Annotated in this window: 24 protein-coding genes; 12 read left to right on the plus strand and 12 right to left on the minus strand. The window is 54.9% G+C overall.

Features of this window, described 5'->3' with window-relative positions; all coding sequences use genetic code 11:
• Positions 1-6: 6 nt before the first annotated feature.
• A complete protein-coding gene (hutC, locus tag AAH450_RS10170; RefSeq protein WP_342910106.1) occupies positions 7-762 on the plus strand; it encodes a histidine utilization repressor in 756 nt (251 codons plus the stop codon).
• On the opposite strand, the gene AAH450_RS10175 is transcribed toward hutC, so the two are convergent.
• Positions 763-1,311, minus strand: a complete 549-nt coding sequence (locus tag AAH450_RS10175; RefSeq protein WP_342910107.1) for a HutD/Ves family protein — start codon at positions 1,309-1,311, stop codon at positions 763-765. It abuts the gene before it with no gap.
• Positions 1,308-2,663, minus strand: a complete 1,356-nt coding sequence (locus tag AAH450_RS10180) for a formimidoylglutamate deiminase (RefSeq protein WP_342910384.1) — start codon at positions 2,661-2,663, stop codon at positions 1,308-1,310. The genes AAH450_RS10175 and AAH450_RS10180 overlap by 4 nt, the downstream gene beginning before the upstream one ends.
• Positions 2,664-2,739: 76 nt before the next feature.
• Between AAH450_RS10180 and hutI the strand changes: the two genes are divergently transcribed.
• Positions 2,740-3,960: an imidazolonepropionase gene (hutI, locus tag AAH450_RS10185; protein ID WP_342910108.1), complete on the plus strand. Its 1,221-nt coding sequence runs from the start codon at positions 2,740-2,742 to the stop codon at positions 3,958-3,960.
• A complete protein-coding gene (hutG, locus tag AAH450_RS10190; RefSeq protein ID WP_342910109.1) occupies positions 3,957-4,733 on the plus strand; it encodes an N-formylglutamate deformylase in 777 nt (258 codons plus the stop codon). Before hutI ends, hutG begins: the two co-directional genes overlap by 4 nt.
• Here hutG and AAH450_RS10195 read toward each other — a convergent pair.
• Positions 4,730-5,359 carry a flavin reductase family protein gene (locus AAH450_RS10195; RefSeq protein ID WP_342910110.1) on the minus strand — a complete coding sequence of 210 codons (630 nt, stop codon included), beginning with the start codon at positions 5,357-5,359 and terminating at the stop codon, positions 4,730-4,732. The two genes, hutG and AAH450_RS10195, sit on opposite strands and share 4 nt — an antisense overlap.
• A 126-nt stretch (positions 5,360-5,485) precedes the next feature.
• Here AAH450_RS10195 and rlmF point away from each other — a divergent pair, with 126 nt between their 5' ends.
• Positions 5,486-6,418, plus strand: coding sequence for a 23S rRNA (adenine(1618)-N(6))-methyltransferase RlmF (gene rlmF, locus AAH450_RS10200; RefSeq protein ID WP_342910111.1), 933 nt, complete (start codon positions 5,486-5,488; stop codon positions 6,416-6,418).
• 285 nt (positions 6,419-6,703) lie between these two features.
• Here rlmF and glnQ read toward each other — a convergent pair whose 3' ends face one another.
• The 6 genes from glnQ to rhtA all read right to left on the minus strand — a co-directional run bounded on the left by glnQ (position 6,704) and on the right by rhtA (position 11,341).
• Positions 6,704-7,426 carry a glutamine ABC transporter ATP-binding protein GlnQ gene (gene glnQ / locus AAH450_RS10205; RefSeq protein ID WP_342910112.1) on the minus strand — a complete coding sequence of 241 codons (723 nt, stop codon included), beginning with the start codon at positions 7,424-7,426 and terminating at the stop codon, positions 6,704-6,706.
• A complete protein-coding gene (glnP, locus tag AAH450_RS10210; RefSeq protein ID WP_342910113.1) occupies positions 7,423-8,082 on the minus strand; it encodes a glutamine ABC transporter permease GlnP in 660 nt (219 codons plus the stop codon). The genes glnQ and glnP overlap by 4 nt, the downstream gene beginning before the upstream one ends.
• Positions 8,083-8,165: 83 nt before the next feature.
• On the minus strand, positions 8,166-8,912 hold the full coding sequence (gene glnH / locus AAH450_RS10215) for a glutamine ABC transporter substrate-binding protein GlnH (RefSeq protein ID WP_342910114.1): 747 nt from the start codon (positions 8,910-8,912) through the stop codon (positions 8,166-8,168).
• Positions 8,913-9,200: 288 nt separating this feature from the next.
• Positions 9,201-9,464, minus strand: a complete 264-nt coding sequence (locus tag AAH450_RS10220; RefSeq protein WP_342910115.1) for a DksA/TraR family C4-type zinc finger protein — start codon at positions 9,462-9,464, stop codon at positions 9,201-9,203.
• 100 nt (positions 9,465-9,564) lie between these two features.
• Positions 9,565-10,068 (minus strand): DNA starvation/stationary phase protection protein Dps, encoded by a 504-nt coding sequence (gene dps / locus AAH450_RS10225; protein WP_342910385.1) that lies wholly within the window; start codon positions 10,066-10,068, stop codon positions 9,565-9,567.
• Positions 10,069-10,447: 379 nt separating this feature from the next.
• Positions 10,448-11,341 (minus strand): threonine/homoserine exporter RhtA, encoded by an 894-nt coding sequence (gene rhtA, locus AAH450_RS10230; protein ID WP_342910116.1) that lies wholly within the window; start codon positions 11,339-11,341, stop codon positions 10,448-10,450.
• A 366-nt stretch (positions 11,342-11,707) separates the two neighbouring features.
• Between rhtA and ompX the strand changes: the two genes are divergently transcribed.
• The 8 genes from ompX (at position 11,708) to AAH450_RS10270 (ending at position 22,393) form a co-directional block, all read left to right on the plus strand.
• The gene (gene ompX, locus AAH450_RS10235) at positions 11,708-12,220 is read left to right on the plus strand and encodes an outer membrane protein OmpX (RefSeq protein WP_342910117.1); all 513 of its coding nucleotides are present in this window, start codon (positions 11,708-11,710) and stop codon (positions 12,218-12,220) included.
• A gap of 349 nt (positions 12,221-12,569) precedes the next feature.
• The gene (gene mntR / locus AAH450_RS10240; protein ID WP_342910118.1) at positions 12,570-13,022 is read left to right on the plus strand and encodes a manganese-binding transcriptional regulator MntR; all 453 of its coding nucleotides are present in this window, start codon (positions 12,570-12,572) and stop codon (positions 13,020-13,022) included.
• A 26-nt stretch (positions 13,023-13,048) separates the two neighbouring features.
• Entirely contained in the window at positions 13,049-14,164 is a 1,116-nt protein-coding gene (locus AAH450_RS10245) for an SLC13 family permease (protein WP_342910119.1), read from the plus strand.
• A 151-nt stretch (positions 14,165-14,315) separates the two neighbouring features.
• Entirely contained in the window at positions 14,316-15,449 is a 1,134-nt protein-coding gene (locus tag AAH450_RS10250) for an HlyD family secretion protein (protein WP_463322720.1), read from the plus strand.
• Positions 15,446-17,014: a DHA2 family efflux MFS transporter permease subunit gene (locus AAH450_RS10255; RefSeq protein WP_342910121.1), complete on the plus strand. Its 1,569-nt coding sequence runs from the start codon at positions 15,446-15,448 to the stop codon at positions 17,012-17,014. Before AAH450_RS10250 ends, AAH450_RS10255 begins: the two co-directional genes overlap by 4 nt.
• Before the next feature lies 1 nt (position 17,015).
• Entirely contained in the window at positions 17,016-18,569 is a 1,554-nt protein-coding gene (locus tag AAH450_RS10260; protein ID WP_342910122.1) for an efflux transporter outer membrane subunit, read from the plus strand.
• Between the two features lie 634 nt (positions 18,570-19,203).
• On the plus strand, positions 19,204-20,691 hold the full coding sequence (locus AAH450_RS10265) for a sugar porter family MFS transporter (protein WP_342910123.1): 1,488 nt from the start codon (positions 19,204-19,206) through the stop codon (positions 20,689-20,691).
• 106 nt (positions 20,692-20,797) lie between these two features.
• Positions 20,798-22,393, plus strand: a complete 1,596-nt coding sequence (locus tag AAH450_RS10270; protein WP_342910124.1) for an ABC-F family ATPase — start codon at positions 20,798-20,800, stop codon at positions 22,391-22,393.
• 61 nt (positions 22,394-22,454) lie between these two features.
• On the opposite strand, the gene AAH450_RS10275 is transcribed toward AAH450_RS10270, so the two are convergent.
• The 3 genes from AAH450_RS10275 to moeA form a co-directional block, all read right to left on the minus strand.
• Complete coding sequence (locus AAH450_RS10275; RefSeq protein WP_342910125.1) at positions 22,455-23,999, minus strand: sensor domain-containing diguanylate cyclase; 1,545 nt, start codon at positions 23,997-23,999, stop codon at positions 22,455-22,457.
• Positions 24,000-24,148: 149 nt separating this feature from the next.
• The gene (gene moeB / locus AAH450_RS10280; protein WP_342910126.1) at positions 24,149-24,901 is read right to left on the minus strand and encodes a molybdopterin-synthase adenylyltransferase MoeB; all 753 of its coding nucleotides are present in this window, start codon (positions 24,899-24,901) and stop codon (positions 24,149-24,151) included.
• A 1-nt stretch (position 24,902) separates the two neighbouring features.
• On the minus strand, positions 24,903-26,132 hold the full coding sequence (moeA, locus tag AAH450_RS10285) for a molybdopterin molybdotransferase MoeA (protein WP_342910127.1): 1,230 nt from the start codon (positions 26,130-26,132) through the stop codon (positions 24,903-24,905).
• Positions 26,133-26,223: the final 91 nt, after the last annotated feature.

Genomic DNA, 26,223 nt, shown 5'->3' on the forward strand with positions numbered 1-26,223 from the left:
TTTTATATGGTTGAACAGACTGCCATTTCCCAACTCTCTGCCGCCATGAGCGATCAGCCTGCGCCGATTTATCAGCGGGTCAAGCAGGCGATTATCAGCCAGATTTCGGAAGGCGTCTGGAAACCGAACCAGCGTGTTCCTTCGGAAAGCGAACTGGTCAACGAGCTGGGCGTCAGCCGGATGACCATTAACCGGGCGCTGCGGGAGCTGACCAGTGAAGGCTACCTGATACGTATGCAGGGGGTGGGGACATTTGTCGCGGAGTCCAAGGGTTACACGGCAATGCTGGAAGTGCATAACATTGCCGAGGAGATTGCCCAGCGCGGGCACCGGCACAGCTGCAAAATCCTCGAGCTGCGGGAAATCAAAGCGGACCCTGAACAGGCCGCGGTGCTGGGGCTGAGCACCGGACAGTCGGTGTTTCACTCCACCATTGTGCATTTTGAGAATGAGCTGGCCGTGCAGCTGGAGGATCGTCTGGTTAATCCGCTGGTGGCACCCGACTATCTGCAACAGGATTTTCAAAACCAGACCCCTTACACCTACCTGATGCGTGCAGCGCCCTTAACGGCAGGAGAACACATCGTGGAAGCGGTACTGCCCCTGCGCCAGCAGTGCAGCGCGCTCTCTATTGATGCCAACGAGCCTTGCCTGCTGATCCGCCGCCAGACCTGGAGCGATACCAGGATTGTAACTTACGCTAAGCTGCTCTATCCCGGCTCTCGCTACAAACTGTTGGGACGGTTTAAAGGGCACGGTTAATTACCGCCCGGCAATCTCAGCCAGCAGTAAAAGCGCCCCGGAGGATGCCGGGATAAAAGAGGGCGCGGCAGAACGCCACCAGACCCCCTGACCCTGAGTAAGGGGTTGCGTATCGGCTAGCCATTCTCCCGCCAGTACGTACACCACGCCTGCGTTTTGTGGCGCAGGGGAACAAGCCTCTGCACTCACTCTGACCGCTGCACGATGCGTTTCACGCCGGGTCATAACGTTGAAATCGGTACTGACGCCGCCGATCAGCCTGGCCTCAATCTCATCTTCTCCGGCAAAGACAAACGGCTGATGTGGCCGTAGCAGCTGGGTATACCGGCTACCGGCCTTCAGCTCCACGCCTTCGCCCTCCAGCAGCGTAATAACCCTGTCGATGCCGGGAAAGCGCGAAAAGGCGCCGTCTGCGGCAATGGTGGCTATGCTGATGCGCCAGCTGAACTCTGTGCTGTCAGGCGGAAAGCTGACAATCTCTCGCGTTTCGCCACCGCCGTTGCGCCAGCGGCTTACGGGCAGCGTGGCGTTGTCGTAGAAGTGGATCATTGCAGCCCCTCTACCGCTTCGCGAAATGCGGCATCAATCTGCTGCTGCTGCGCATGCTGCCCGTGCCGGATAAGCTGCCTGCCAGCGACAAAGACATCCTGAATTTGTCCACGATGACCGGCAAACAGCCAGCGGTTAAGCAGCGACCGATCGGGTGTCGTGCCCAGCATGGCATCGTCCGCCAGCACCAGCCAGTCGGCACGGAAACCGGGAGCGATCTGCCCCATTTTCACCCCACAGGCCTGAGCGCCGCCCGCCAGCGCCTGGCGGTAGAGCAGATCGCCCACCGAAATCTCTTCGCCAGCTACAATGCGGTTACGACGGCGGTCACGCAGACGCTGTGCGTACTCCAGCCAGCGAAGCTCTTCCACCACATCCAGCGAAACGTGGCTGTCGGAACCGATGCCCCAGCGCCCGCCCTGAGCGACATACTCCGTGGCGGGGAAAATGCCGTCGCCAAGGTTGGCCTCGGTTGTCGGGCATAAACCCGCTACCGCACCGCTTGCGGCCAGGCGTGCAATTTCGCTCTTATCCAGATGTGTGGCATGAATAAGAGTCCAGCGGGCATCAACCTCAAACCGGTTCAGCAGCCAGCTCACCGGGCGTTCACCGCTCCAGGCCTGGCTGTCTATGACCTCTTTTTCCTGTTCAGCAATATGAATATGCACCGGTAGGGTGTCAGGCAGTGCCGCCAGCACTTCCTGCATCTGCGCTTCGCTCACGGCACGCAGCGAGTGGAAGCAGATGCCCTGATTGTGCAGCGGCTTACCGGTGAGAGCGTCTCTGAGGTGTTGCTGCTGACGCAGATAGCGCGCCGTATCCTGGATAAAGCGTTTCTGTCCCGGCTGAGGCGGCTGCGCGCCAAACCCGGCATAACTGTAAAGCACCGGCAGCAGCGTCTGCCCAATCCCGGCGCGTTCAGCACCCGCAATCAGCTGCTGAAGCATCTCATCTTCAGGATAGGGATTGCCGTCAGGGTCATGGTGCAGATAGTGGAACTCAGCAACCTGGGTGTAGCCGCCTTTCAGCATCTCAACATAGAGATGCGCGGCGATAGCGCCAACCTGCGCTGGGGAGAGCCGCTGCACCATGCGGTACATCAGATCACGCCATGTCCAGAAGCTGTCCTGCGGATCGCCAGCCACTTCAGCCAGCCCCGCCATTACCCGCTGGAAAGCGTGTGAATGCAAATTCGCCATGGCTGGAATCACCGCGCCGTGCAGGCGCTGCGCGTTGTCGGGCAGGGCATCAGCTGTCAGAGAGTGGATAAATCCTGCGCTGTCCACTTCCATCAATACGTCGTGGTGCCAACCGTCCACCAGCAGGACGCGTGGCGCAAAATAGCGAGCCATCATGGTTGATTCCCTGGCAATGTAGTTGTATATACATATACATACTTATGAAACAACAGTAAAGCCGGGAGAGAAGATGAGCGATGAACTGCGCTGTGACAGCCTCTGGTACGGGGCCGATCTCGTCACCATGCAGAACGGAAAATATAACATCATCCCGGACGGCGCTGTCGCGGTTCGTCAGGATAAGATTGCCTGGATTGGCCCGCGCAACGAATCAAAACATATCAAAGCGGAGAAGCATACTAACCTGGGCGGCGGCATTGTGACGCCGGGTCTGGTGGACTGCCATACGCATCTGGTATTTGGCGGCGACCGCAGTCATGAGTTTGAGCAGCGGCTCAATGGGGTAAGCTACAGTGAGATTGCCGCACAGGGCGGGGGAATTATCTCCACCGTTAACGCCACCCGTCAGGCCACCCTCGATCAGCTCGTCGCCTCTGCCAGCTGGCGGCTGGAAAGATTGCTGGCGGAAGGCGTCACCACGGTGGAGATTAAATCGGGCTATGGTCTGGATCTGGCGAGCGAGATACGAATGCTTAAAGCTATCCGGCAGCTGGCAAAAATGCATCCGGTTCAGGTGCAGGCGACCTGTCTGGCAGCACACGCCACGCCCCCTGAATTCAAAGAGGATCCGGACGGCTGGATAACCCTGATTTGCGAAACGCTGTTACCGCAGGTCGCCAGCGAGAAGCTTGCCGATGCAGTAGATGCTTTTTGCGAATATCTTGCCTTCTCCCCGGCTCAGGTCACTCGCGTTTTTGAAGCGGCTAAGCGTCTCGGGATGCCGGTTAAGCTCCATGCAGAGCAGCTCTCTTCGCTGGGCGGCGGCGAGCTGGCGGCGAAGTTCAGCGCGCTCTCCGCCGATCATCTTGAATATGCGCAGGAAAGTGACGTGGCGGCCATGGCGAAAAGCGGCACCGTCGCGGTGCTGCTGCCCGGCGCTTTCTATCTGCTGCGTGAAAAACAGCTTCCACCGGTGGCGCTGTTCCGTCACTACAAGGTTCCCATGGCGCTGGCCAGCGATGCCAACCCAGGCACCTCACCCGCGCTCTCACTGCGTCTGATGCTGAATATGGGCTGCACGCTGTTTGGCATGACGCCGGAAGAGGCGCTGGCAGGCGTGACCCTCTACGGCGCGCAGGCGCTGGGGCTGGCCGCTACGCAAGGCTCGCTGGAAACCGGCAAATATGCAGATTTCGTTCACTGGCCGCTTCAGCGCCCGGCGGAACTGGTTTACTGGCTGGGCGGAGAACTGCCTTGCCAGGTGATCTTCAGAGGAGAGGCCGTACGATGAAACCGTTTGAATTTACCCAGGGCACGCTGCCGCTGCTGTTCAGCGCTCCCCATGCCGGGACGGCGCTGACGCCAGAAGTGGAGCAGGGGCTTAGCGAAGCGGCCAGTGGCCTGCCGGATACCGACTGGCATATCCCACAGCTTTACGATTTTCTTAAAGAGAGCGGGGCCAGTATGCTGGTGGCGAACTATTCCCGCTTTGTGATTGATCTCAACCGTCCGCCAGACAATGAAGCGCTCTACACCACGGCCACTACCGGCCTCTATCCGGAAACGCTGTTTGACGGTACGCCGACGTTTAAGCCAGGAATGACGCCCACCGCTGCTCAGCGACAGGATTATCTGGAAACCATCTGGATGCCGTATCACCAGCAAATTCAGCAGGAGTTAGCCAGAATCAAACAGCAATTTGGCTATGCGTTGCTGTTTGATGCGCACTCCATCGCCTCGGTTATTCCACGTCTGTTCGAGGGTAAGCTACCCGACCTGAATCTGGGCACAAACGGCGGCCTGAGCTGTAGCCCGGCTATCGCCGAGGCATTAACAGCGTGCTGTACGGCACAAACAGAGTTCAGTTGGGTGATGAATGGACGCTTTAAAGGGGGCTATATTACCCGCGCCTATGGCAAGCCAGAGCAGAACCAGCACGCGTTGCAGCTTGAGCTGGCGCAGTGTAACTATATGGATGAAGCGCCGCCGTTTGGCTGGCGGGGTGATAAAGCGGCCAGACTTCAGCCGCTGTTAAAAGCGCTTATTAAAGCGATGTTCCCTTAACGTCGTGCATCCGGCCGCTGTAGATCAAAGCGCAGATCTTCGCTGATGGCGTAGTAGGCACTGGGGCCGCCAGCCCGCAGGATGGGGTTGGCTTTCGCCGTCTGATAGATCCCTTCTTCCAGCAGATCGTGATCGATATGGATCGCCACGGCTTCACCAAATACCATCCACTGCTCCAGTTTCTCGCCATCTGCGCCTTCAAGCTGGAGTACCTGAGTCAACTTACACTCAAAGTTCACCGGGCTTTCTGCCACCATGCTGACGTTGACCTGCGTACCAGGTAGCGGGGTCAGCCCGGCAAGGGTGAACTCATCGTCACCATGGGGCACCGAGGCGGAGCTTTCATTCATCGCGACAGCCAGCTCACGGGTCGCAAGGTTCCAGACGAACTCGCCGGTTTCAACGATATTCGCGACGCTGTCCTTCCAGCCCTGGCTGGAAAAGCCAATAATCGGTGGCTTATAGTTGAAGCAGTTGAAAAAACTGTAGGGGGCCAGGTTGCGCTCACCTTTAGCGCTTTGTGAACTGATCCAGCCAATCGGACGTGGCCCGATAATGGCATTCAGCGGATCGTGGGGCAAACCATGCCCAAGGCGAGGCTGATAAGTGTGGCGGGAACGCGTCATGCAAACTCCTTAAAATGAGGGTAATTTCATCATCATAGACTACTGGCCCGTGGAAAAAAGCCGGGAATGGTTTACGATCCTGACCTGAGCAGGTATCTTACGCGCCTTCAGACCAGAGAGCCGCACATGAAAAACACCGTCGAAAAAACTCAGCTTCATCCCCGCAACCGCCATCGCGGACGCTATGATTTCCCCGCTCTGATCCAGAGCCATCCGCCGCTGGCGGAGTTTGTCTCTGTCAACCAGCATGGCGATGAGTCGGTGGATTTTGCCAATCCGGCGGCAGTGCGGGCGCTGAATCAGGCGCTGTTATTGCACTTTTATCAGATCCAGAACTGGACGATCCCGGAAGGTTTTCTCTGCCCGCCGGTACCGGGCCGGGCCGACTATGTTCATCATCTTGCCGATCTGCTGGCTGAAGATCACCGCCGGGTTGTGCCGCGTAAACTGACTATCCTGGATATTGGTTGTGGCGCTAACTGCATCTATCCGCTGATTGGTCACCGTGAGTATGAGTGGCGCTTTACCGGCAGCGAAGTAAACGAAGAGGCGATGAAGGCAGCCAGTGCGATCCTTGCAGCGAACCCGGACCTGAACCGTGGCGTTCGTCTGCGCCGTCAGAAAGAGGCGAAGGCCATCTTCAGCGGCATCATTCACAAAAATGAATTCTACCATGCCGTGATGTGCAACCCGCCGTTTCATGATTCAGCCGCCGCCGCTCAGCAGGGCAGCCAGCGTAAAATCCGTAACCTGGGCTTAGCTAAAAATGCCCCGCTGAACTTTGGTGGGCAGCAGGATGAACTCTGGTGTGAAGGCGGCGAAAAAGCCTTTATCGGCCGCATGATCACAGAGAGCCTGAACTTTGGCCGTCAGTGCATCTGGTTTACTTCTCTGGTTTCCCGCAAAGAGAACCTGCCTGATATCTGGCGCGCCCTGGAAGAGGCTGAAGTCACTGCCTACCGCACCATTGAGATGGCGCAGGGGCAGAAGCAGAGCCGGATTATCGCCTGGACCTTTATGGAAAAACCGGCTCGCGAACGCCAGATGAGCCGCGTTTAATCCGGGCGTTCACATCACAGTTCGCCATAAATAAGCCGATGCCGCGCACGAAGCTGGCAAAGGTGGCAGGGAAGGGTGTGATACGCAGCGCTTCCTGCCGTTAACCGCTTTCGGATGTGAGCGCCTGGCATCGGCCTGCCCTGTGAGTCAGAAGCGAGTCAGCTTCTCCAGTGGCGGCGCGGGAAAGCAGCAGGGAAGTGTGGTCGGCGGGAAAGTCGTAAGGGAATGAGGCTGTTTCCAGAGAGCGACCAGGAGAGCAGGGCGGAGAATTCTCCGCCCTGGCGATCAGGAAACGTGCTGGAGGAACTCACGCAGACGGGCGCTGGGTGGGTTATCAATCAGCTCATCCGGGTTGCCATCCTCGGCAATCCGTCCTTTATCTATAAAGATCAGGCGTGAGGCGACTTTTTTGGCAAAGCCGACTTCATGCGTCACGATAACCATCGTCATGCCTTCTTCTGCCAGATCCTGCATCACTTTTAACACTTCGTGGCGCAGTTCCGGGTCCAGGGCTGAAGTGGGTTCATCAAACAGCATCATTTTCGGCTTCACTGCCAGCGCACGGGCAATAGCGACGCGCTGCTGCTGTCCGCCAGAGAGTTCAGACGGGAAATGATGCGCACGCTCAGCAAGGCCTACTTTACCCAGCAACTCTTTTGCCAGACGGTGCGCTTCTGCTTTTTTTGTCCCACGTACGCGGATAGGGCCAAAGGCCACGTTATCCAGCGCGTTCATCTGCGGGAAGAGATGGAACTGCTGGAAGACCATGCCCGCTTCCTGACGGATCAGGCGCTCATCCACTTTTGGGTCGTTGACTCTCAGCCCATCAACAATCAGCTCGCCGCTGGTGATCTCTTCCAGCTTGTTAATGCAGCGCAGCAGGGTAGATTTACCTGAGCCGGAAGGGCCGATAATCACCACCACTTCACCCTGTTGAATGTTCAGATCGATGTTATGCAGTACCTGCGTTTCGCCAAAATGCTTGCAGACGTTCTTGAATTCAATCACAGGATTTTCATCCTTTTCTCAATGCGACGCAGAACAAAGCTCAGCATCAGCGTAATAAACAGATAGATAACGGCCACAGCGCTCCAGATTTCCAGCGCGCGGAAATTTCCGGCAATGATTTCCTGCCCCTGGCGGGTCAGTTCGGCCACGCCAATCACGATAAACAGGGAAGTATCCTTGATGCTGACAATCCACTGATTTCCCAGCGGCGGTAGCATACGGCGCAGCGCCAACGGCATAATCACATAGCGCAGCGTTTCACGGCGGGAGAGGCCCAGCGCCAGACCAGCTTCACGGAAGCCATTCTGGATAGAGAGCACGGCACCACGGGTAATTTCAGCGATGTAGGCACCGGAGTTGATCATGATAGTGACGACGGCTGCGCTGAACGGGTCGATGCGCAGATCGGTAAAGGCCATAGGCAGGGCAAAGTAGATAAACATCACCTGCACCACGATAGGCGTACCGCGGATCAGTTCGATAAATACCAGCGCAATATTGCGCGATAGCCACCCGCCGTATGCACGGGCAAAGCCCGCTACCAGGCCAATGATCAGGCCGCCTGCTAACCCCAGCACCGAAATCCACAGGGTCAGCTTTGCGCCTTCAAGCAGGGCCGGAATTGATGGCCAGATGGCGCTCCAGTCAAACTGCATGCTTTATTTCTCCGGTTCAAAAACCATTTCTTGTTGGTGGTAAAAAAACGCAGGCAAACGCCTGCGTTAAAAGAGGGCAAAAATTATTTAGGATCGCTGCCGAACCATTTTTTATAGATTGTGTTGTAAGTGCCGTTCTCGCGCAGGGTTTTCAGCGCACCATTCACTTTTTCACGCAGGTCGTCACTGCCTTTCGGGAAGGCGACACCATATTGCTGCGCTTCGATAGAGTCGCCTACAGCCTTGAACTGGCCTTTACCGGCGGTGTTGATGAAGTAGAGAATATTTGGCGTGTCATGCAGAACCGCATCGGCACGGTTGGTGCCCAGTTCCATGTAGGCATTATCAATGTTGGGGAACTGGCGCAGATCTTTGGATTTGATATGTTGCTTAGCGTAATCCACCGAACCTGTCCCGCTCTTAACCGCAACCACTTTGCCGTTCAGATCATCAATGCTTTTAATCTTGTCGTTATTGGCTTTCACCATAACCAGCAGGCCGCTTTTATAGTAACCATCAGAGAACTCGATGGCTTTTTTACGCTCATCGGTGATAGTGATGCCGGCCAGGGCCAGATCGATATTACGGGTCTGCAACGCTGGAATGATGCCGCTGAAATCCATCGGCTTAAGGGTATATTCAATGTTCAGCTGTTTAGCGATAGCGTCCCAAAGGTCGACATCAAAACCGACATACTTGTCGCCCTGCTTAAATTCGAAAGGAACAAAGGCGGTATCGGTAGCAACTACCAGTTTTTTTTCTGCGGCGGTAGAAGAGACGGCGAACGCCAGCGTCAGCGCTGCCAGGGAAAATTTAACAATCGACTTCATCTTTTAATCCTTTTTGCCGTCAGGCAAGCTTTTTGCCTGATTGGGTGACAAGCCATATGAAAAAATTATGCCAGGTTTTTAAAATATATTAAAAACAGCACGTTAAATCAAATTAACCTGACGGGGAGAGAGGTAAACCTTATGGCGCACCATTATGGGGCCTTATAATGGTGCGTCGGTATTATTTTGGTGCAAAGGCTTTTGTAGCAAAACAGCGGGAGAATAACCAGGAGAAGTAACAGAGGGGATCGTAATTTGTTAAACAAGTCTGATTTTGACAATTAACTCTCAGCGCAGCTGGCTGTCTTTACTGCCACGACGATTATAAAGCGTGTTGGCCTGCTGTTTGTCACGTTGTTGCTGACATTGCACACAGAATTGCACGCCTGGCAAAGCCATGCGACGCGCTTCAGGGATCGCTTCTCCGCAATTCTCGCAAAACTCTGCGCTTTCGCCAGTATGTATTGCCCGGCGTGCTCGCGTGACAGCATCTTCAATAGTGGAGTCAATTTGCTCCTGAACGGCATCATCATGTGCCCATCCGCTTGCCATACTTATACCCTCCAATGCAAAAGAGCAGATGAAAGACCTCATCTGCTCCTGAATGCTGCTCTGTAACGCTACGCCCGGAGGCGCAACGAAAGGCAAAAACTTACTCGATGTTAGATTCAATGAACCACAGGAATTTATCCAGATCGCGTGAGGCCGCGGTAAAGATATCTGCTGTGTCTTCATCTTCAACTTCGCTAATCGCTTTGCGGGTATCGTTAGCCACTACAGCATAACGTTCCGCCAGCGCTTTCAAGTGATCCTGCACGCTGTGAATATTCAGCGGGTAGCTCTGTAATGGCGTTCTGTCGCTGACAATCTGCGAGGTGCCCAGCGCAACGCCACCCAGCTGTACCACACGCTCAGCGATGGTATCCTGATGGTCAGTAATCGCCGTACGGAACCCATCCAGCATTTCGTGTACGCCAATAAAGTTCGCGCCGCGCATGTTCCAGTGCGCCTGCTTGGTGATCAGGGACAAATCAATGAATTCCGTAACCAGACGATTAAGCACCTCAATGGTGGCTTTTTTCTCGTCGTCAGCCACGTTGTTACGGGTGTAAATCAGATCAGAAGATTTTGCTTTAACCAGTTTAGCGGTACTCATCATTAATATCCTCTTAATGTTGGTTGTCCTAATTAATTACGGAGTTAAGTATAGCACCGGTTTCACACTTTGCCGGAAAGTTACTGCCTATTGGTTAAATAGCAGCGGCCTTTGTGCTTGCCCAGCCCCATTAATAAGGAAGATTTAACGTAAAAAATGCGAGTGAGAAATGTTATCACTCTTGTTCAGGCTGCTATCTTTTTGATATGAAATGATATTTCTATAAAGGCGGAAAGCCAGCTCGCCGCCTGTTATTTTTAATGAGCAACTCTTACTAAATATTTCAGTGCGGATTTATCTTATAACGGATTCAACTAACTGCGCTATTTCAGGGCTTACAAGTAAAAAAGAAACCGTGCGGATAAACAGGTATAAGGTTTTATTCTCTTAACTCACTAACGGGATCGATTTTTTGTTTTGCAGGGCGCATCGTTAACGTTGAACCTGCTGAGGCAAGGATAATAGCCAGCAGACCAAACCACTGAATCAAGGACAACACTTCGCCTAAAAAAAGCATACCCGATAAAGCGGCCATCGCAGGTTCCAGGCTCATTAATGTGCCGAAGGTTTTTGCCGGCAGGCGAGTCAGGGCAATCATCTCCAGAGAGTAGGGCAGGGCGCTGGAGAGAACGGCAATGGCCAGCGCCAGCGGTATCAACGACAGCGTCCAGATGCCTGCGCTGGCATAGACCAGACCCAGCGGCACATAAATCACCGAGGCGATCAGCGACCCCATCGCGACCGTGGCCGGGCCATGCTCAGCCCCGGCCCGTTTTCCCGCAAGGATATAGACAGCCCAGAATGCACCGGCCAGCACGGCCAGCAGGGCGCCCTGGGGATCTACACTGGAGATCTCTTTGCCAATAGGGAGCAGCAGCCATAACCCCAGCAGGGCAAGCAGCACCCAGACAAAATCTGACGGGCGTCTGGAGCCTGCCAGCGCCAGCGCTAAGGGGCCGGTAAACTCCAGCGCAACGGCAATACCCAAAGGGACGGTACGCAGCGCCAGATAAAAACTGTAGTTCATGCCTCCCAGCGCCAGGCCATAAAGGCACAACGGCAAAAGCTGCTTTCGGGTGAAACGCAGACGCCAGGGTTTAAAGATGACGCACAGGATGAGCGTTCCCAGCCCCAGACGTAACGCGGTAATGCCAGGAGCACCCACTACAGGGAACAGCGTTTTAGCCAGCGCTGCACCGCCCTGAATAGAGGTCATAGCGATGACAAGAACCAACACCGGGAGCCAGAGCGAAGATTTGTTGTAGGAAGACATCCTGTATACCAACCTTATTCGTCCATCAAAGCGGGAAAAAGTTCCCTGAAGTGTACTGGATGGGCAGGTAAAACGTATCGGCAGAGGCGAAAAAAAGTAAAATTGGGTCGAAAAACAGGGCCGTTTTGGTAAAGAAATGTCAGGTTTAATTAAGAATTATCTCAATGAACATTTTTTTACATTAACGCTGAGAGAAGAGGGGAACTCTATAAATATAAGAGAAAAGAATGACATAGGATGCATCATTAACGTCCTGTTACACCAAACATTGTATTGGACAACAAAATCAGGGCAGAGTTTCTGGCTGAGTTTTGTTATATTTTCAGCGTTGTCAGGAGAATAAGTCTTTTCACATTTGAGGTGGTTATGAAAAAAATTGCATGTCTTTCAGCACTGGCTTGCGTACTGGCAGTTTCTGCTGGTTCAGCAATGGCGCAAAGCACTGTTTCTGGCGGTTACGCTCAAAGCGACTACCAGGGCGTTGCTAACAAAGCAAACGGCTTCAACCTGAAATACCGTTACGAAAATGGTAACGATCCACTGGGTTGGATTGGCTCTTTCACCTACACCGAAAAAGACCGCACTGACGCTGGCGTTTACAACAAAGGCCAGTACTACGGCATCACCGGTGGTCCTGCGTTCCGTCTGAACGACTGGGCAAGCATCTACGGCGTTGTTGGTATCGGTTACGGCAAGTTCCAGGAAAATGGTCCAGACCGTGACAAATCTGATTCAAGCGACGTAGGCTTCTCCTACGGTGCTGGCATGCAGTTCAACCCAGGCATCGAAAACGTTGCTCTGGACGTTGGTTACGAGCAGAGCCGCATCCGCAACGTTGACGTTGGCACCTGGATCGCAGGCGTAGGCTACAGCTTCTAAGCTGTTGTCCTCAAGCCCAGCCTGACTGGTGCAATAAAAAATCCGCCCAATGTGGCGGATTTTTTTATGGCTGCTTGTCAGGAGAAAGTTGGGGCTGTTCCGTTAACATCTCCAGGAGCATCAGGCGTAACGTAAACGGTGAGCGACCAAGCAGCTTAAGCAAAAGTGGCTTTTTCATCATTTTCCTCCGTTCACTTTATAATCAGGTATAGCACAGGCTATATTATGTAGCCACAGCTATTACGCGAATTTACGCGAAAATTTGTGCTTCTTTGAGCTTCGTTTACAATGTGGCACCCGTGACGGGTGCCAGCGTTACAGGCATCAGAGAATAAGAAGAGGAAGCTGAATGAGTCGTCGCGCAAAAAGTGCAGTGCCCGCGCCACTAAAAGATATCGAAGAGCATGTCGAAGGCTTCCGCCAGGTGCGTGAGGCCCATCGTCGCGAGCTGATCGATGACTATGTTGAGCTGATTTCCGATCTGATCCGCGAATTTGGTGAAGCCCGTCAGGTTGATATGGCTGCCCGTCTTGGCGTCTCACAACCCACCGTTGCCAAGATGCTGAAAAGGCTGGCCGGAGGGGGGCTGGTAGAGCAGGTGCCTTATCGCGGCGTATTTCTAACCGCTGAAGGGGAAGCGCTGGCGGAAGAGAGCCGCAAACGGCATTACATTGTAGAGACATTCCTGCTGGCGCTGGGGATCAGCCCCGACACCGCCCGCCGCGATGCGGAAGGTCTTGAGCATCACGTCAGTGATGAAACGCTGGCTATATTTCAGAAGTTTTACGAAAGCCGTCAATAATAACTGTCCCGGTTCAGTGAGTCTGTATGACAACGCTCCTCAGGCCTTTTCTGCACGATCGCTTTTTGCATCTGTTAGTTTTGCTGGGGCTGATACTGGCCTGTTTTGTCCCTTTCTCACTGCGGGCGCTGCCTGCTGCCGTTGACTGGCCGACGATTATTACGCTCTGCGGCCTGTTGATGCTGACCAAGGGCATCGAGGCCAGCGGCTATTTTGACGTGCTGGGACGGCGGCTGGTTAAAAGGTTCCACCGGCAGCGCACGCTGGCGCTGTTTCTGGTGGCGGCCTCTGCGCTGCTCTCCACCTTCCTGACCAACGATGTGGCGCTGTTTATCCTGGTGCCTTTAACGCTTTCGCTGCGGCGCTACTCCGCCTTGCCCGTCACCAGAATCATCATTTTTGAGGCGCTGGCCGTAAATGCGGGATCGCTGTTAACCCCCATCGGCAATCCGCAAAACATTTTACTCTGGCGCCATGCCGGTAGTGGTTTCGCCGGATTTGTCTGGCAAATGCTGCCGCTGGCTGCGGTAATGGTTGGTAGTTTACTGCTGCTCACCGCCTGCTGTTTCTCTGGCAAAAAGATCGGCTCTGTTACAGAGCAGGAAATGCCACAGTGGCAGCGGCCTTTATTGATCGTCAGCGTACTCCTTTATGGTGTCTTTCTGTTGGCGTTAGAAATGGAGTGGGCCATCTGGGGCTTACTGCTGGTGTTTGTTGTTTTCCTGATCAAGGAGCGGCGTATCCTGCTGACCCTGGACTGGAGCCTGATTGTGGTCTTTATCGCCATGTTTATCGATGTGCATTTGCTGACGCATTTGCCCCTTCTGGCGTCTTCACTTCACCATCTGCCCGGCTTACCGCCAGCAGGGCACTATCTGCTCGCCATTGGCCTGTCTCAGATTATCAGCAATGTTCCTGCCACCATCCTGCTGTTAAGCACGCTGCCTGCTACAACGCTGCTGGCCTGGGCGGTCAACATTGGCGGCTTTGGCCTGTTGCCCGGTTCGCTGGCTAATCTTATCGCGCTGCGCATGGCCAAAGATCGCGCTATCTGGTGGCATTTCCATCTCTATTCCCTGCCCATGCTGCTCTGGGCTATGGCGGCGGGATGGGGGCTGCTTTTGTTATTAAATGCGGTTTGAGTTCAGGTTTATCTGAATTCATCTCCTTGATTACGTCACCAAAATCGCTTCATGTATAGTGACGTAAAGCTGCGTTTGATTTTGTCAGTTTTCCATCTATGGTTAAGGCAGCTTGAATGTTTTCAGGTCCGCAACGGGCCTTTGCTAACTGATGAGAATTATGGCTAATCAATCGAATAATGAGTCCGAAGACGAGCAGCGTCAGCAGGACGACGAAGAGCAGCAGGAATCTTCACAACCTGAACGTAAGCGCCCCGGTAAAAAGCCGCTAATTATCCTGGCTGTGGTGGTGGTGATTGCCATTGTTGTGGCGCTCTGGTACTGGTTTACCACGCGTAACATCGAAACCACCGACGACGCCTTTACGGAATCGGATGCGGTAACCATTGCACCCAAAGCCTCTGGTTACGTAACGGAACTGCGAGTTAAGGATAACCAGCGGGTGAAGAAGGGCGATCTGCTGGTGGTTATTGATCCCAGAGACAACGCTGCGCAACGCGATCAGGCTCAGGCGCAGCTTGGGCTGGCTGTAGCACAACTCCATCAGGCGCAGGCTTCGCTGGCGCTCTCCAGAGTGCAATACCCGGCGCAGAAAGATCAGGCACTGGCACAGCAGGCCAAAGCGGAAGCAAACTATCTGAACGCGCAGGAAGATTACAAGCGTCAGCGCGGCGTTGATCCACGGGCAACCTCGCAGCGTAATATCGACGCGGCCAACTCCCAGTTAAGAAGCGCACGCGCGGAACTTGAAAGCGCTAAGGCGCAGGTGGAAGTGGCTTCGCAGATCCAACTGCAAATCCGTCAGCAGGAAACCAATGTTGAGGCTCGCCAGCAGCAGGTTGCTCAGGCGCAGGCGCAGCTCAATACCGCCAACCTTAATCTTTCCTATACGCAAGTGCGCGCGCCTTACGATGGGTTTGTCACCAAACGTAATGTACAGGTTGGGACGCTGGTTCAGGCAGGATCGTCACTGTTCTCACTGGTTTCGCCGGATGTCTGGATCACCGCCAACTTCAAAGAGTCTCAGCTTGAGCGAATGAATCCGGGTGACAAAGTAGAGATCACCGTGGATGCCTGGCCAGATATGAAGCTGGAAGGGCATGTGGACAGTATTCAGATGGGATCCGGCTCACGCTTCTCTGCCTTCCCATCGGAAAACGCCACTGGTAACTACGTGAAAATCGTTCAGCGTGTGCCGGTAAAAATTGTGGTTGATAAGGGGCTGAACCCTGATAAACCGCTGCCGCTGGGCCTGTCGGTTGAACCCAAGGTTACTGTGGAATGAGTCACAGCCAGAGCTGGCAACCGGCCAGCAACCCCTGGCTGGTCGCGATGACGGTGACGCTGGCGGTGTTCATGGAAATTCTGGACACCACCATTGTCAACGTGGCGCTGCCGCACGTTGCCGGTTCGCTCTCTTCAAGTTATGACGAATCCACCTGGGTTTTAACCTCCTATCTGGTGGCTAACGGCATCGTGCTGCCCATCTCTGCTTTTCTCAGCCGGGCATTGGGGCGTAAGCAGTTTTTCCTGATCTGTATCGTGATGTTTACCATCTGCTCCTTCCTGTGCGGCATCGCCACCGAGCTGTGGCAAATCATCCTGTTCAGGGTATTGCAGGGCTTCTTTGGCGGCGGGTTACAGCCGGTGCAGCAATCGGTACTGCTGGATTATTTCAAACCCGCAGATCGCGGCAAGGCGTTTGGCCTCTCTTCTATCGCCATTATTGTGGCACCCGTCCTGGGGCCTACGCTTGGCGGCTGGATAACGGATAATTACAGCTGGCGTTGGGTCTTTTTTATTAACATCCCGGTGGGGATTTTCAGCGTCCTGGCAATTTATCAACTGCTGGAAGATCCGCCGTGGGAGCGCAAGCAGGCGAAGGGGAAACTGAATATCGATTATATCGGTATCGGCCTTATCACGCTCGGCCTGGGCTGCCTGCAAGTGATGCTGGATCGCGGTGAAGATGACGACTGGTTCCATTCAAATTTCATTATCACCTTTGCCGTTCTTACCGCTATTGGCCTGGTAGGGGCTGTCTACTGGCTGCTCTATGCGAAAAAGCCGGTGGTAGATCTGCACTGTCTGAAGGATAAGAATTTTGCGGTTGCCAGCATTCTGATGGCTGGTATGGCCGCCATTCTTTATGGCAGTTCGGTGGTGATCCCGCAGCTGGCGCAGCAGGATTTAGGCTACACGGCAACCTGGTCCGGGCTGGTGCTGTCACCCGGCGCGGTGCTGATTGTGCTCTCGATCCCGCTGGTGCTGAAGCTGATGCCGATTGTGCAGACGCGATGGCTGATCGCTTTCGGCTTTACCTGTCTGTTCGTCTCGTTTGTTTACTCCGCCACGCTGACGCCGAATGTGGATTTCACCACCCTGGTGATGATGCGCAGCGCACAGACCATCGGGCTGGGCTTCCTGTTCGTACCGCTGACCACTATCGCTTTTGTGACCATTCCGCAGCGGCTCAACGCCGATGCGTCGGCGCTGTTTACTATGTGTCGTAACGTAGCAGGTTCGATAGGCATCTCGCTCTCCACGGCGATGATTACCGAAAGGGAGCAGGTGCGCAGTGCGCATATGGTGCATAACATGTCCCCACTCAACGAGCAGTTTAATCTCACTGTAGAGCGCTGGGCACAGGGCGTAAGGGACTTCACCTCCGTGGTGGGCGACCCGGTCACCATCGCTACCGGACAGTTATATCAGGAGATGATCGCCCAGGCCCGAATTCTGGCCTATATCGACGTCTTTATGGGCCTCAGTATTGTTGCCCTGGTCCTTATTCCTTTTTGTTTACTGCTTACGCCGATTAAGAGCGAGGGCAGTGCTGGAGCACACTGACATGAACGTTTCCCCTCTTTTCCTGCGTTCGCGGCTTAGCGTGGTGCTGGCCGCGCTGGCTCTGTCGGCCTGCTCTGTCGGGCCTGACTATCAGGCACCCAATCCTGTGGTGCCGGGATCGTTTAACAATATTCAGTCCGGCAGCGGTTCCAATCCTCAGGCCAGGGCCACCAACCCGAGCTGGTGGCGATCGTTTAACGATCCTCAACTGGACAGCCTGATCGATCGCGCCATTGCTGGCAACCTCAGCCTGCAACAGGCAGTGCTGCGCATCGCCGGTTCGCGTCAGCAGCTGAATCAGGCGCGCGGTGCCTGGTTCCCGTCGGTTAACGGCAATCTTTCAGCCCAACGCCAACAGTTGGGGATCAAAGGTGAGCTGGAGTCCAATGGCGTCTATAACCAGGCAAACCAGGTGGATCCGGAAATCAGCTCCGCGCTGAACGGGCTGACCCAGCCAGTCTCGCTCTATCAGGGCAGCTTTGATGCCTCCTGGGAGCTGGATTTGTGGGGCAAAGTGCGTCGTCAGGTCGAGACGGCTGACGCGCAGCAGCAGGAGTCGGTAGAGAGCCGCAATGATGCGCTGGTTTCGCTTGAGGCGGAAGTTGCCAGAACTTACCTGCAACTTCGCGGAGCGCAATCTGTGAGCCAGACGCTGCAAACGCAGATTGAGGTGGCGCAGCAGACGCTGGATTTAACCCAGAGCCAGCAGCACAACGGGCTGGCTCCGCAGATGGATGTAGAGAATGCCCGTGCTCAGCTACATTCACTGCGCGCCCAGCTGCCGCAATATGAGTCGCAAATTCATCAGGCGATGAATGGCCTGGCCGTGCTGACGGGCAAGCCGCCCGGCGCGCTGGACAGTGAGCTGATGGCGAACAAAGCCTTGCCGCCGCTACCTGAGGTCGTGCCGGTGGGGCTGCCTTCCACGCTGGCAAGGCGCAGACCAGATGTGCGCCAGGCGGAAGCCCAGCTGCATGCTGCTACCGCCAGCATCGGCGTGTCGGTCGCCCAGCTGTTCCCGGATCTCTCCCTCACCGGTCAGTTCGGCATGCGCAACACCGAGGCCAACTATCTGGATAACTGGAGCAGCCACTTCTACAGCTTCGGCCCTTCGCTCTCTATCCCGATTTTCCAGGGTGGCAGGCTGGTTTCCAGCGTCAAGCTGGCCAGAGCCGAGCAGGCCAGCGCCGCCCTGGGCTACCGCCAGACCGTGCTGACGGCTCTTCAGGATGTGGAGAACGCGCTGGTCAGCTATCGTACCGATCAGCAACAGGTTGAGGGGCTGGATGAAACCGTGGAGGCGTTGCAGAACGCCTTTACGCTGGCGAACGACAGCTACAGGCAGGGACTCTCTTCCTTTATCGATGCGCTGGATGCGCAGCGTCAGCTGGCGCAGGCAAAGCAACAGGCAGCCCAGGCCAGGGTGCAGAGCAGTCTGGACCTGGTTGCGCTTTACAAGGCGCTGGGCGGGGGCTGGGAACTTTATCAAAACGTGAAGATGCCTGACTATTCGGTGTTTGGCCCTGCTGAACAGGCGGACAGCCCCATCCAGTAACAACAGCGAATCCACACCTTCGCGCTCTACAGGACTCGCCAGGCCATAAAAGAAAATGTTTTTATGGCCTGGCGGCATCACTCTTACATTTTCCGGGATCGGCAGTTAAGCAGTAAAATTTCAGAACCTCGTAAGAAAACCCCTCTCCCAGATTAAATTGCTTCCCCGTTTCTTCTCTCCAGCCCTGATTTCAGGTTAGCGATTTCCTTTGGCCATTTTTCACTGTCTGGTTGCCAGCTTCCCGGTTCCGGGATCTTTTCAGAGACATAATTTCCCCGCTTCAGGGAGCCTGGTCTCTTTTAAAAAAATTCATGCTGTGAACAGGAGGAGAAGGGCATGGCCAGCGCTTCAGAGAACTGAAACGTATTTTCTAAATGCGTCTGGATAAAATTTAAACAATTTCATTCCTGCACATGACTTTAAGCCAGTGACAAGTTTTACAGGCTGTATCTGCGCTGTTGGTCACAGATTGATCGGTGAGATGCGCGCCAGGTCTCAAAATTTAATTTTCATTGTTAATGAAAATGAAAAAAATAAACTAAATTGTTTGCCATACCAGTTGAATGTTATGACATCGTGACTTTCTCTGATCCGTTCCTTTCCACCCGGTAAAAATAAGAGGTAGAAAACCACCATGGCAAAAGAACAGTACATAACCCCCAGTCGGGCTTCTGGCCCCAACAGTGAGACGCCTGCCGAACCCTTTGTAAAAGTTATCGCCGTTATTGCCACGCTGGGCGGCCTGCTGTTTGGTTATGACACGGGCGTTATCTCAGGTGCGCTGCTGTTTATGGGTAATGAGCTGCACTTAACGCCATTTACCACCGGGCTGGTCACCAGTTCTCTGCTGTTTGGCGCAGCTTTTGGCGCACTCTTCTCTGGTCATTTCGCCGCTGCCGCCGGGCGCAGGAAAATCATCATTATCCTTGCGGTGATCTTCGCCGTCGGGGCGTTGGGAACCTCACTGGCACCGGATGTGCACTGGATGATTTTCTTCCGCCTGGTGCTGGGGGTGGCTGTAGGTGGCGCCGCTGCCACGGTGCCGGTCTATATTGCGGAAATTGCGCCGGCCAACAAACGCGGACAGCTGGTAACGCTACAGGAGTTAATGATCGTTTCCGGCCAGATGCTGGCCTATATCTCCAACGCCGGTTTTAACGCAGCGTGGGGCGGCGAAAGCACCTGGCGCTGGATGCTGGCCATTGCCACCATTCCCGCTGTTGCACTCTGGTTTGGTATGATGTTTATGCCCGATACGCCACGCTGGTATGCAATGAAAGGACGGCTGGCCGAGGCGCGTAAAGTGCTGGAACGCACGCGCGCTAAAGGCGACGTGGATTGGGAGATGACCGAAATTGAGGAAACGCTCGCTGAAGATGAAAACAGAGCGCCGCCCAGCCTGCGTGAGCTGAAAAAGCCCTGGCTGTTCAGGCTGTTCCTGATTGGCGTGGGGGTGGCGGTTATTCAACAGCTCTCCGGCGTGAACACCATTATGTATTACGCTCCCACCATGCTGAAGGCCGTGGGCATGAGTACCGACGCGGCGCTGTTTGCTACTATCGCTAACGGCGCGATCTCGGTATTGATGACCTTTGTGGGCATCTGGCTGCTGGGGAAAATTGGGCGCCGTACCATGACCATGATTGGCCAGTTCGGCTGTACTGCCTGCCTGCTGTTTATCGGTGCCGTGAGTTATCTGATGCCGGAAACGATTAACGGTGAGGTTGACGTTTTCCGGGGATATCTGGTGCTGCTGGGCATGCTGATGTTCCTGAGCTTCCAGCAAGGGGCGCTCTCTCCCGTTACCTGGCTGCTGCTGTCAGAAATCTTCCCGACCCGCCTGCGCGGCATCTTTATGGGCGGTGCCGTCTTCGCTATGTGGATTGCCAACTTCCTTATTTCTCTTACTTTCCCGCTTCTTCTGGCGACAGTGGGTCTGGCAGGCGCCTTCTTTATCTTCGCCTTTATCGGACTTTTCGGGGCGCTGTTTGTAATCAAATGCGTGCCGGAAACCCGTAACCGCAGCCTGGAACAGATAGAACATTACCTGCATGACTGGCTGAGCGATGAGGTGGAAACGCGGCCGATGCCCGCGCCAAAACGTGAGCTGGAAAGCCATTAACGAAAACTAACTATGCTCTGCGGGGTGGTGGTGTATTCGCCGCCCCTTTTTTTTGGCATAATGCGCGCTGGTTCACATTCTCCATCGCAAACGAAAGGCAATCCCTGTGCTAGTTTCCAGCAACGTCACCATGCAGTTTGGCAGTAAGCCGCTGTTCGAAAACATCTCTGTCAAATTTGGCGGCGGTAACCGCTATGGCCTGATCGGTGCCAACGGTAGCGGCAAGTCCACCTTTATGAAAATTCTGGGCGGGGACCTGGTTCCTTCCGGCGGCAACGTGTCGCTCGACCCTAACGAGCGTATCGGTAAGCTGCGTCAGGATCAGTTCGCCTTTGAAGAGTATACCGTGCTGGATACCGTAATCATGGGCCACGGCGAGCTTTGGGAAGTGAAAGAGGAGCGTGACCGGATCTACTCGCTGCCAGAAATGACCGAGGAAGATGGCTACAAAGTTGCCGACCTGGAAGTCAAATATGGCGAAATGGACGGTTACACCGCAGAAGCGCGCGCGGGCGAACTGCTGCTGGGCGTGGGCATCCCGCTGGAGCAGCATTACGGCCCGATGAGCGAAGTCGCACCAGGCTGGAAACTGCGCGTGCTGTTGGCACAGGCGCTCTTCTCTAACCCGGAAATTCTGCTGCTCGACGAACCCACGAACAACCTGGACATCGATACTATTCGCTGGCTGGAACAGGTGCTGAACGAGCGCAACAGCACCATGATCATCATTTCGCATGACCGTCACTTCCTGAACATGGTCTGTACTCATATGGCGGATCTGGACTACGGCGAGCTGCGCGTTTATCCGGGCAACTACGACGAATACATGACTGCGGCAACGCAGTCGCGTGAGCGCCTGCTCTCTGATAACGCCAAGAAAAAAGCGCAGATCAACGAGTTGCAGTCCTTTGTCAGCCGCTTCAGTGCCAACGCCTCTAAGTCGCGTCAGGCAACTTCACGTGCGAAGCAGATCGATAAAATCAAGCTGGAAGAAGTTAAAGCTTCCAGCCGACAGAACCCGTTTATCCGCTTCGATCAGGATAAAAAGCTGTTCCGTAATGCTTTGCAGCTTGAGTCGCTGACCAAAGGGTTCGATCAGGGGCCGTTGTTTAAAAACGTTAACCTGCTGCTGGAAGTGGGCGAGAAGCTGGCTATCATCGGGCCGAACGGTATCGGTAAAACAACGCTGCTGAAAACGCTGGTCGGGGAATTGCAGCCCGATGCGGGTGAAGTGAAATGGTCTGAAAATGCGCAGATCGGCTACTACGCGCAGGATCACGCCCACGACTTCGCGGATGACCTGAGCGTATTCGACTGGATGAGCCAGTGGAAGCAGGAGAGCGATGATGAGCAGGCCGTACGCGGTATCCTGGGTCGCTTACTCTTCAGCCAGGATGATATCAAGAAGCCCGCTAAGGTACTTTCCGGGGGCGAAAAGGGTCGTATGCTGTTCGGTAAGCTGATGATGCAAAAACCGAACGTGCTGATCATGGATGAACCCACCAACCACCTTGATATGGAATCCATTGAAGCGATCAACATGGCGCTGGAGATGTATGAAGGGACGCTGGTGTTTGTTTCCCATGACCGTGAATTCGTCAGCTCGCTGGCCACCCGCGTGATCGAAATGACGCCGGGCAAATTCAATGACTTCACGGGTAACTACGAAGACTATCTGCGCAGTCAGGGCATTAACGGCTGATCTGCCGAACGGGAAAAAGGGGATCTGGCGATCCCTTTTTTTCTGGTTGTTGCCGCCTCCCTTACACCACCTCAACCCGATTTTTACCCATAGTTTTAGCCTGATAAAGGGCTTTATCCGCCTGGCCAATCAACGTCTGTCGCGGATCTGCCGCTACTCCTCTCTCCATCACGTGCAGTCCGATACTCACCGTCACGATTTTCGCCGGATGATCGCTGTTCTCATGGGGAATGGCCAGTGCTGCAATCCCGGCGAGCGCCGATTCAGCAAACCGTAAAGCCCCTTCCTGATTGCTGCCTGGCAGGATCACCGCAAACTCCTCCCCGCCAAAGCGCGCAATCATGTCATCCGAACGATGAGAGATATGCAGCAGGGCGTCTCCGACACGTTTCAGGCACTCATCACCAGCCAGATGTCCGTAAGTGTCATTAAAGCGCTTAAAGGAGTCCACATCGATCATCAGCAGCGCCAGCGGCTTGCGGAGCTTGCTGGCGCGCTCAAGGCAGCGGTCAAGATAGAGGTCGAACTGCCGCCGGTTCGCCAGCCCGGTCAGGCTGTCCACCAGCGCCAGCGTTTGTAAGGTGCGGTTCATGGCGGTAAGCTGGTCGCGAATCCGCGACAGCTCTGCCTGAGAGCGAATATTCTGGCTGAGGTTACGCAGCAGGAAATACCCCAGCGCAAAGATAATCAGCAGCAGCAGGGCGCACATAACCAGGTAAACCAGCAGATCGGCAAACCAGGCATGCAGCAGCGCATTATGGTCATAACCCACGGCCACCACCAGCGGATAGCGTTTCAGGCTGGCGTAACCAAATATCCGTTCAATGCCGTCCAGTGCCGCTTTATAGGTGGCTGTGCCGTTGGGGGCTGTTTTAAGCAGTTCGGTAAACAGCAGGCTTCTGGAGATATTGTGGTTAATGGTGCTGTCGGGGAAAGGACGGGCAAACAGCACGTTGCCTTCATTGCTTAACAAGGCTATCAGACCGCGATCGCCCAGATTATAGTAGCCAAAAATTTGACGAAAATAGTCGATGCGCAGCGTGCCAAGCAGCACGCCACGGAATGAGCCATCAAGGTTATTCAGCCTCATTGAGATGGGGATAACCAGATCGCCATTGGTGCGGCTGCGGATCACTTCGCTGATATGCACCCCATCGCCAGGGTTTTGCTGATGGTAGCGGAAATAGGCCCGATCGCTGTTGTTGTATTGCTGCCGAAGCGGGCCTTGAGAAGTGATGACCCAGTTTCCTTTACTGTCATAGATAAACAATCCATTCAGTTGGGGCAGCGAGCTTTTGCGCTCGATCAGCAGGTTACGCAGATTGTTTTGCCGCTCCGTATCAAGGCCAACCAGCGTGATACGATCGCGCAGCTCCTGAAGCGTCAGTTCGACCTGAAGAAAGGAGTCCTCTGACTGCCGCGCCACCGATTGCGAGAGGTTACGCGCATCGTTCTGCGTCTCATTCACCATACGTTCCCAGGTGTTGAGCACAACCCAGCCGGTCACCAGCAGCACCGCGCCGCTAATCACCACTAAAAAGACGATCAGCATCCGCCGAAAGTTCTGCATGCTGACGTCAGGCTGTAAACCAGGCTCTCCGGTCATTATGTCCAGGCTCCTTTGGCTGGCCGTATCATGCACTAACTATAGTGCCAGCCAGCTAAGGACGTTGTTTTTATTCCGGAAAAAGAGAAGAAGTGCGCAGGCGGCGGCTATAAACCGCCCTTAAAGAGCGTAACGGGGATTATCAAAACTCAGTGGCTGCATACTTCGCAGGCGGGATCTTTTGCCACTTTCATTTCACGGAATTGCAGAGTCATCGCATCATACATCAGCAGTTTTCCCGCCACGCTGCTGCCATAGTGAGTAAGCAGGCGGAGAGCTTCCATCGCCTGCAACGACCCCACAACGCCAACCAGCGGCGCCATCACGCCCGCTTCCACACAGCTAAGCGTGGCATCACCAAACAGCCTGCTGATGCAGCGATAGCAGGGGGCCTCTTGCTGCCAGCTAAACACGCTGATTTGACCTTCCATGCGAATCGCCGCACCAGAGACCAGCGGCGTTTTGCTGGCATAACAGAGCTTATTAAGCTGTTCACGAGTGGCGACATTATCCGTACAGTCCAGCACCACATCATGACGGGCAATCAGGGCGGCGAGCTGCGCATCATTCTGCTGTTCATCAATGGTTTCCAGCGTAACATGCGGATTTATGGCGCTGAGCTGCTGACGGGCCGACTCGACTTTTGCCACGCCAATTCGATCGTCGTGATGCAAAATCTGCCGCTGTAAATTAGAGAGCGAAACGACATCGAAATCCAGCAGCGTGAGGTGGCCCACGCCTGCGGAGGCGAGATAGGGGCTGGCAGCGCAGCCCAGCCCGCCCAGCCCCACAACCAGCGCCTTTGACGCTTTCAGCTTCTCCTGTCCGTCAAAATCAAAGCCCCGCAGCACAATCTGGCGATTGTAGCGCAGGGTCTCTTCATCGCTGAGTTCCGGCAGCATGTTACCCCTCCAGCAGGAGGTTGAAGGGTTCGACATCTACCCATTCGCCAGCTTCAACATCGCCGCGATCCCGTTCCAGCACGATAAAACAGTTTGCCAGGCTGAAGGAGCTGAAAACATGCGAGCCTTGTGAACCGGTGGTGTGCACCTCCAGCTCGCCCTGCGCATTACGCAGCAGGCGGCCACGCTGGAAATCAAGACGTCCCGGCGACTTCTTCAGTTTGCTGGCAGCTTTCACACGCTGGCGGGGTGGCAATGCCGGGCCTTGTTGCCCGGCTAGTTTTGCCAGCAGCGGCTGAACGAGTTGATAAAAAGTCAGGGCGGCAGACACCGGATTGCCGGGCAGGCCGCAGAACCAGCTCGCTTTCAGCCGGCCAAAGGCGAAAGGTTTACCGGGCTTTATCGCCAGCTTCCAGAAGCTGATTTCACCCAGTTCTTCCAGCATCTTTTTGGTGTAATCCGCCTCGCCGACCGAGACGCCGCCGCTGCTGATCACCACGTCTGCCTGGCTGTCCGCCTGGCTGAACGCTTGCCGCAGCGCCTGCTCATCGTCGCGGATAATCCCTAAATCAATGACTTCACATCCCAGCTTATCCAGCATGATATGAACCGCAAAGCGGTTAGTGTCATAGATCTGGCCCTCCGCCAGCGGCTTGCCTACAGGCTGTAGCTCATCACCGGTAGAGAAAATAGCCACCCGCAGCTTGCGCAGAACCTTGACTTCAGCCACCCCCAGCGAAGCCAGCAGCGGAAGTTCAGCCGCGCCCAGCCTGACCCCCGCTTCCAGCACGGTAGCACCCTGCACAATGTCTTCACCCGCCAGGCGGATATTCTGGCCTTTCACCACCTCCGCAGTAATACGGATAGCTTCGCCCAGCTGCTCGGTCTGCTCCTGCATCACCACCGCTTCAGTTCCTGGTGGAATGGGCGCGCCTGTCATAATGCGGATACAGCTTCCTGCTGGCCACTCACCTTTATAAGGCGCACCGGCGAAGGCTTTTCCGGCAACGTTAAGCACGGATCCAGCCTCTGCCAGACGCAGCGCATAACCATCCATCGCTGAATTGGCAAAAGGCGGCACATCAATGGGTGAAGTTACGGCACAGGCAGTGATACGACCTACGGCTTCAGGCAGCGTCAGCGTTTCCGTCTCTGTTACCGGTGTAAGGGGGGCCAGCATTGTTGCCAGCGCATCATCCAGCGAGATCAGTCCCGCGGTAAAAGCTTCCATTAGCGTCTCCAGCGTGCCTGAAAAGTCAGGCAGGCATCCAGTCAGATGGCTCTATTATGGCGCGATTTGCGCATCAGGTCACCTCGACCAC

The sequence above is a fragment of the Erwinia magellanica genome, from assembly GCF_039023495.1.
Classification (GTDB): Bacteria; Pseudomonadota; Gammaproteobacteria; order Enterobacterales; family Enterobacteriaceae; genus Erwinia.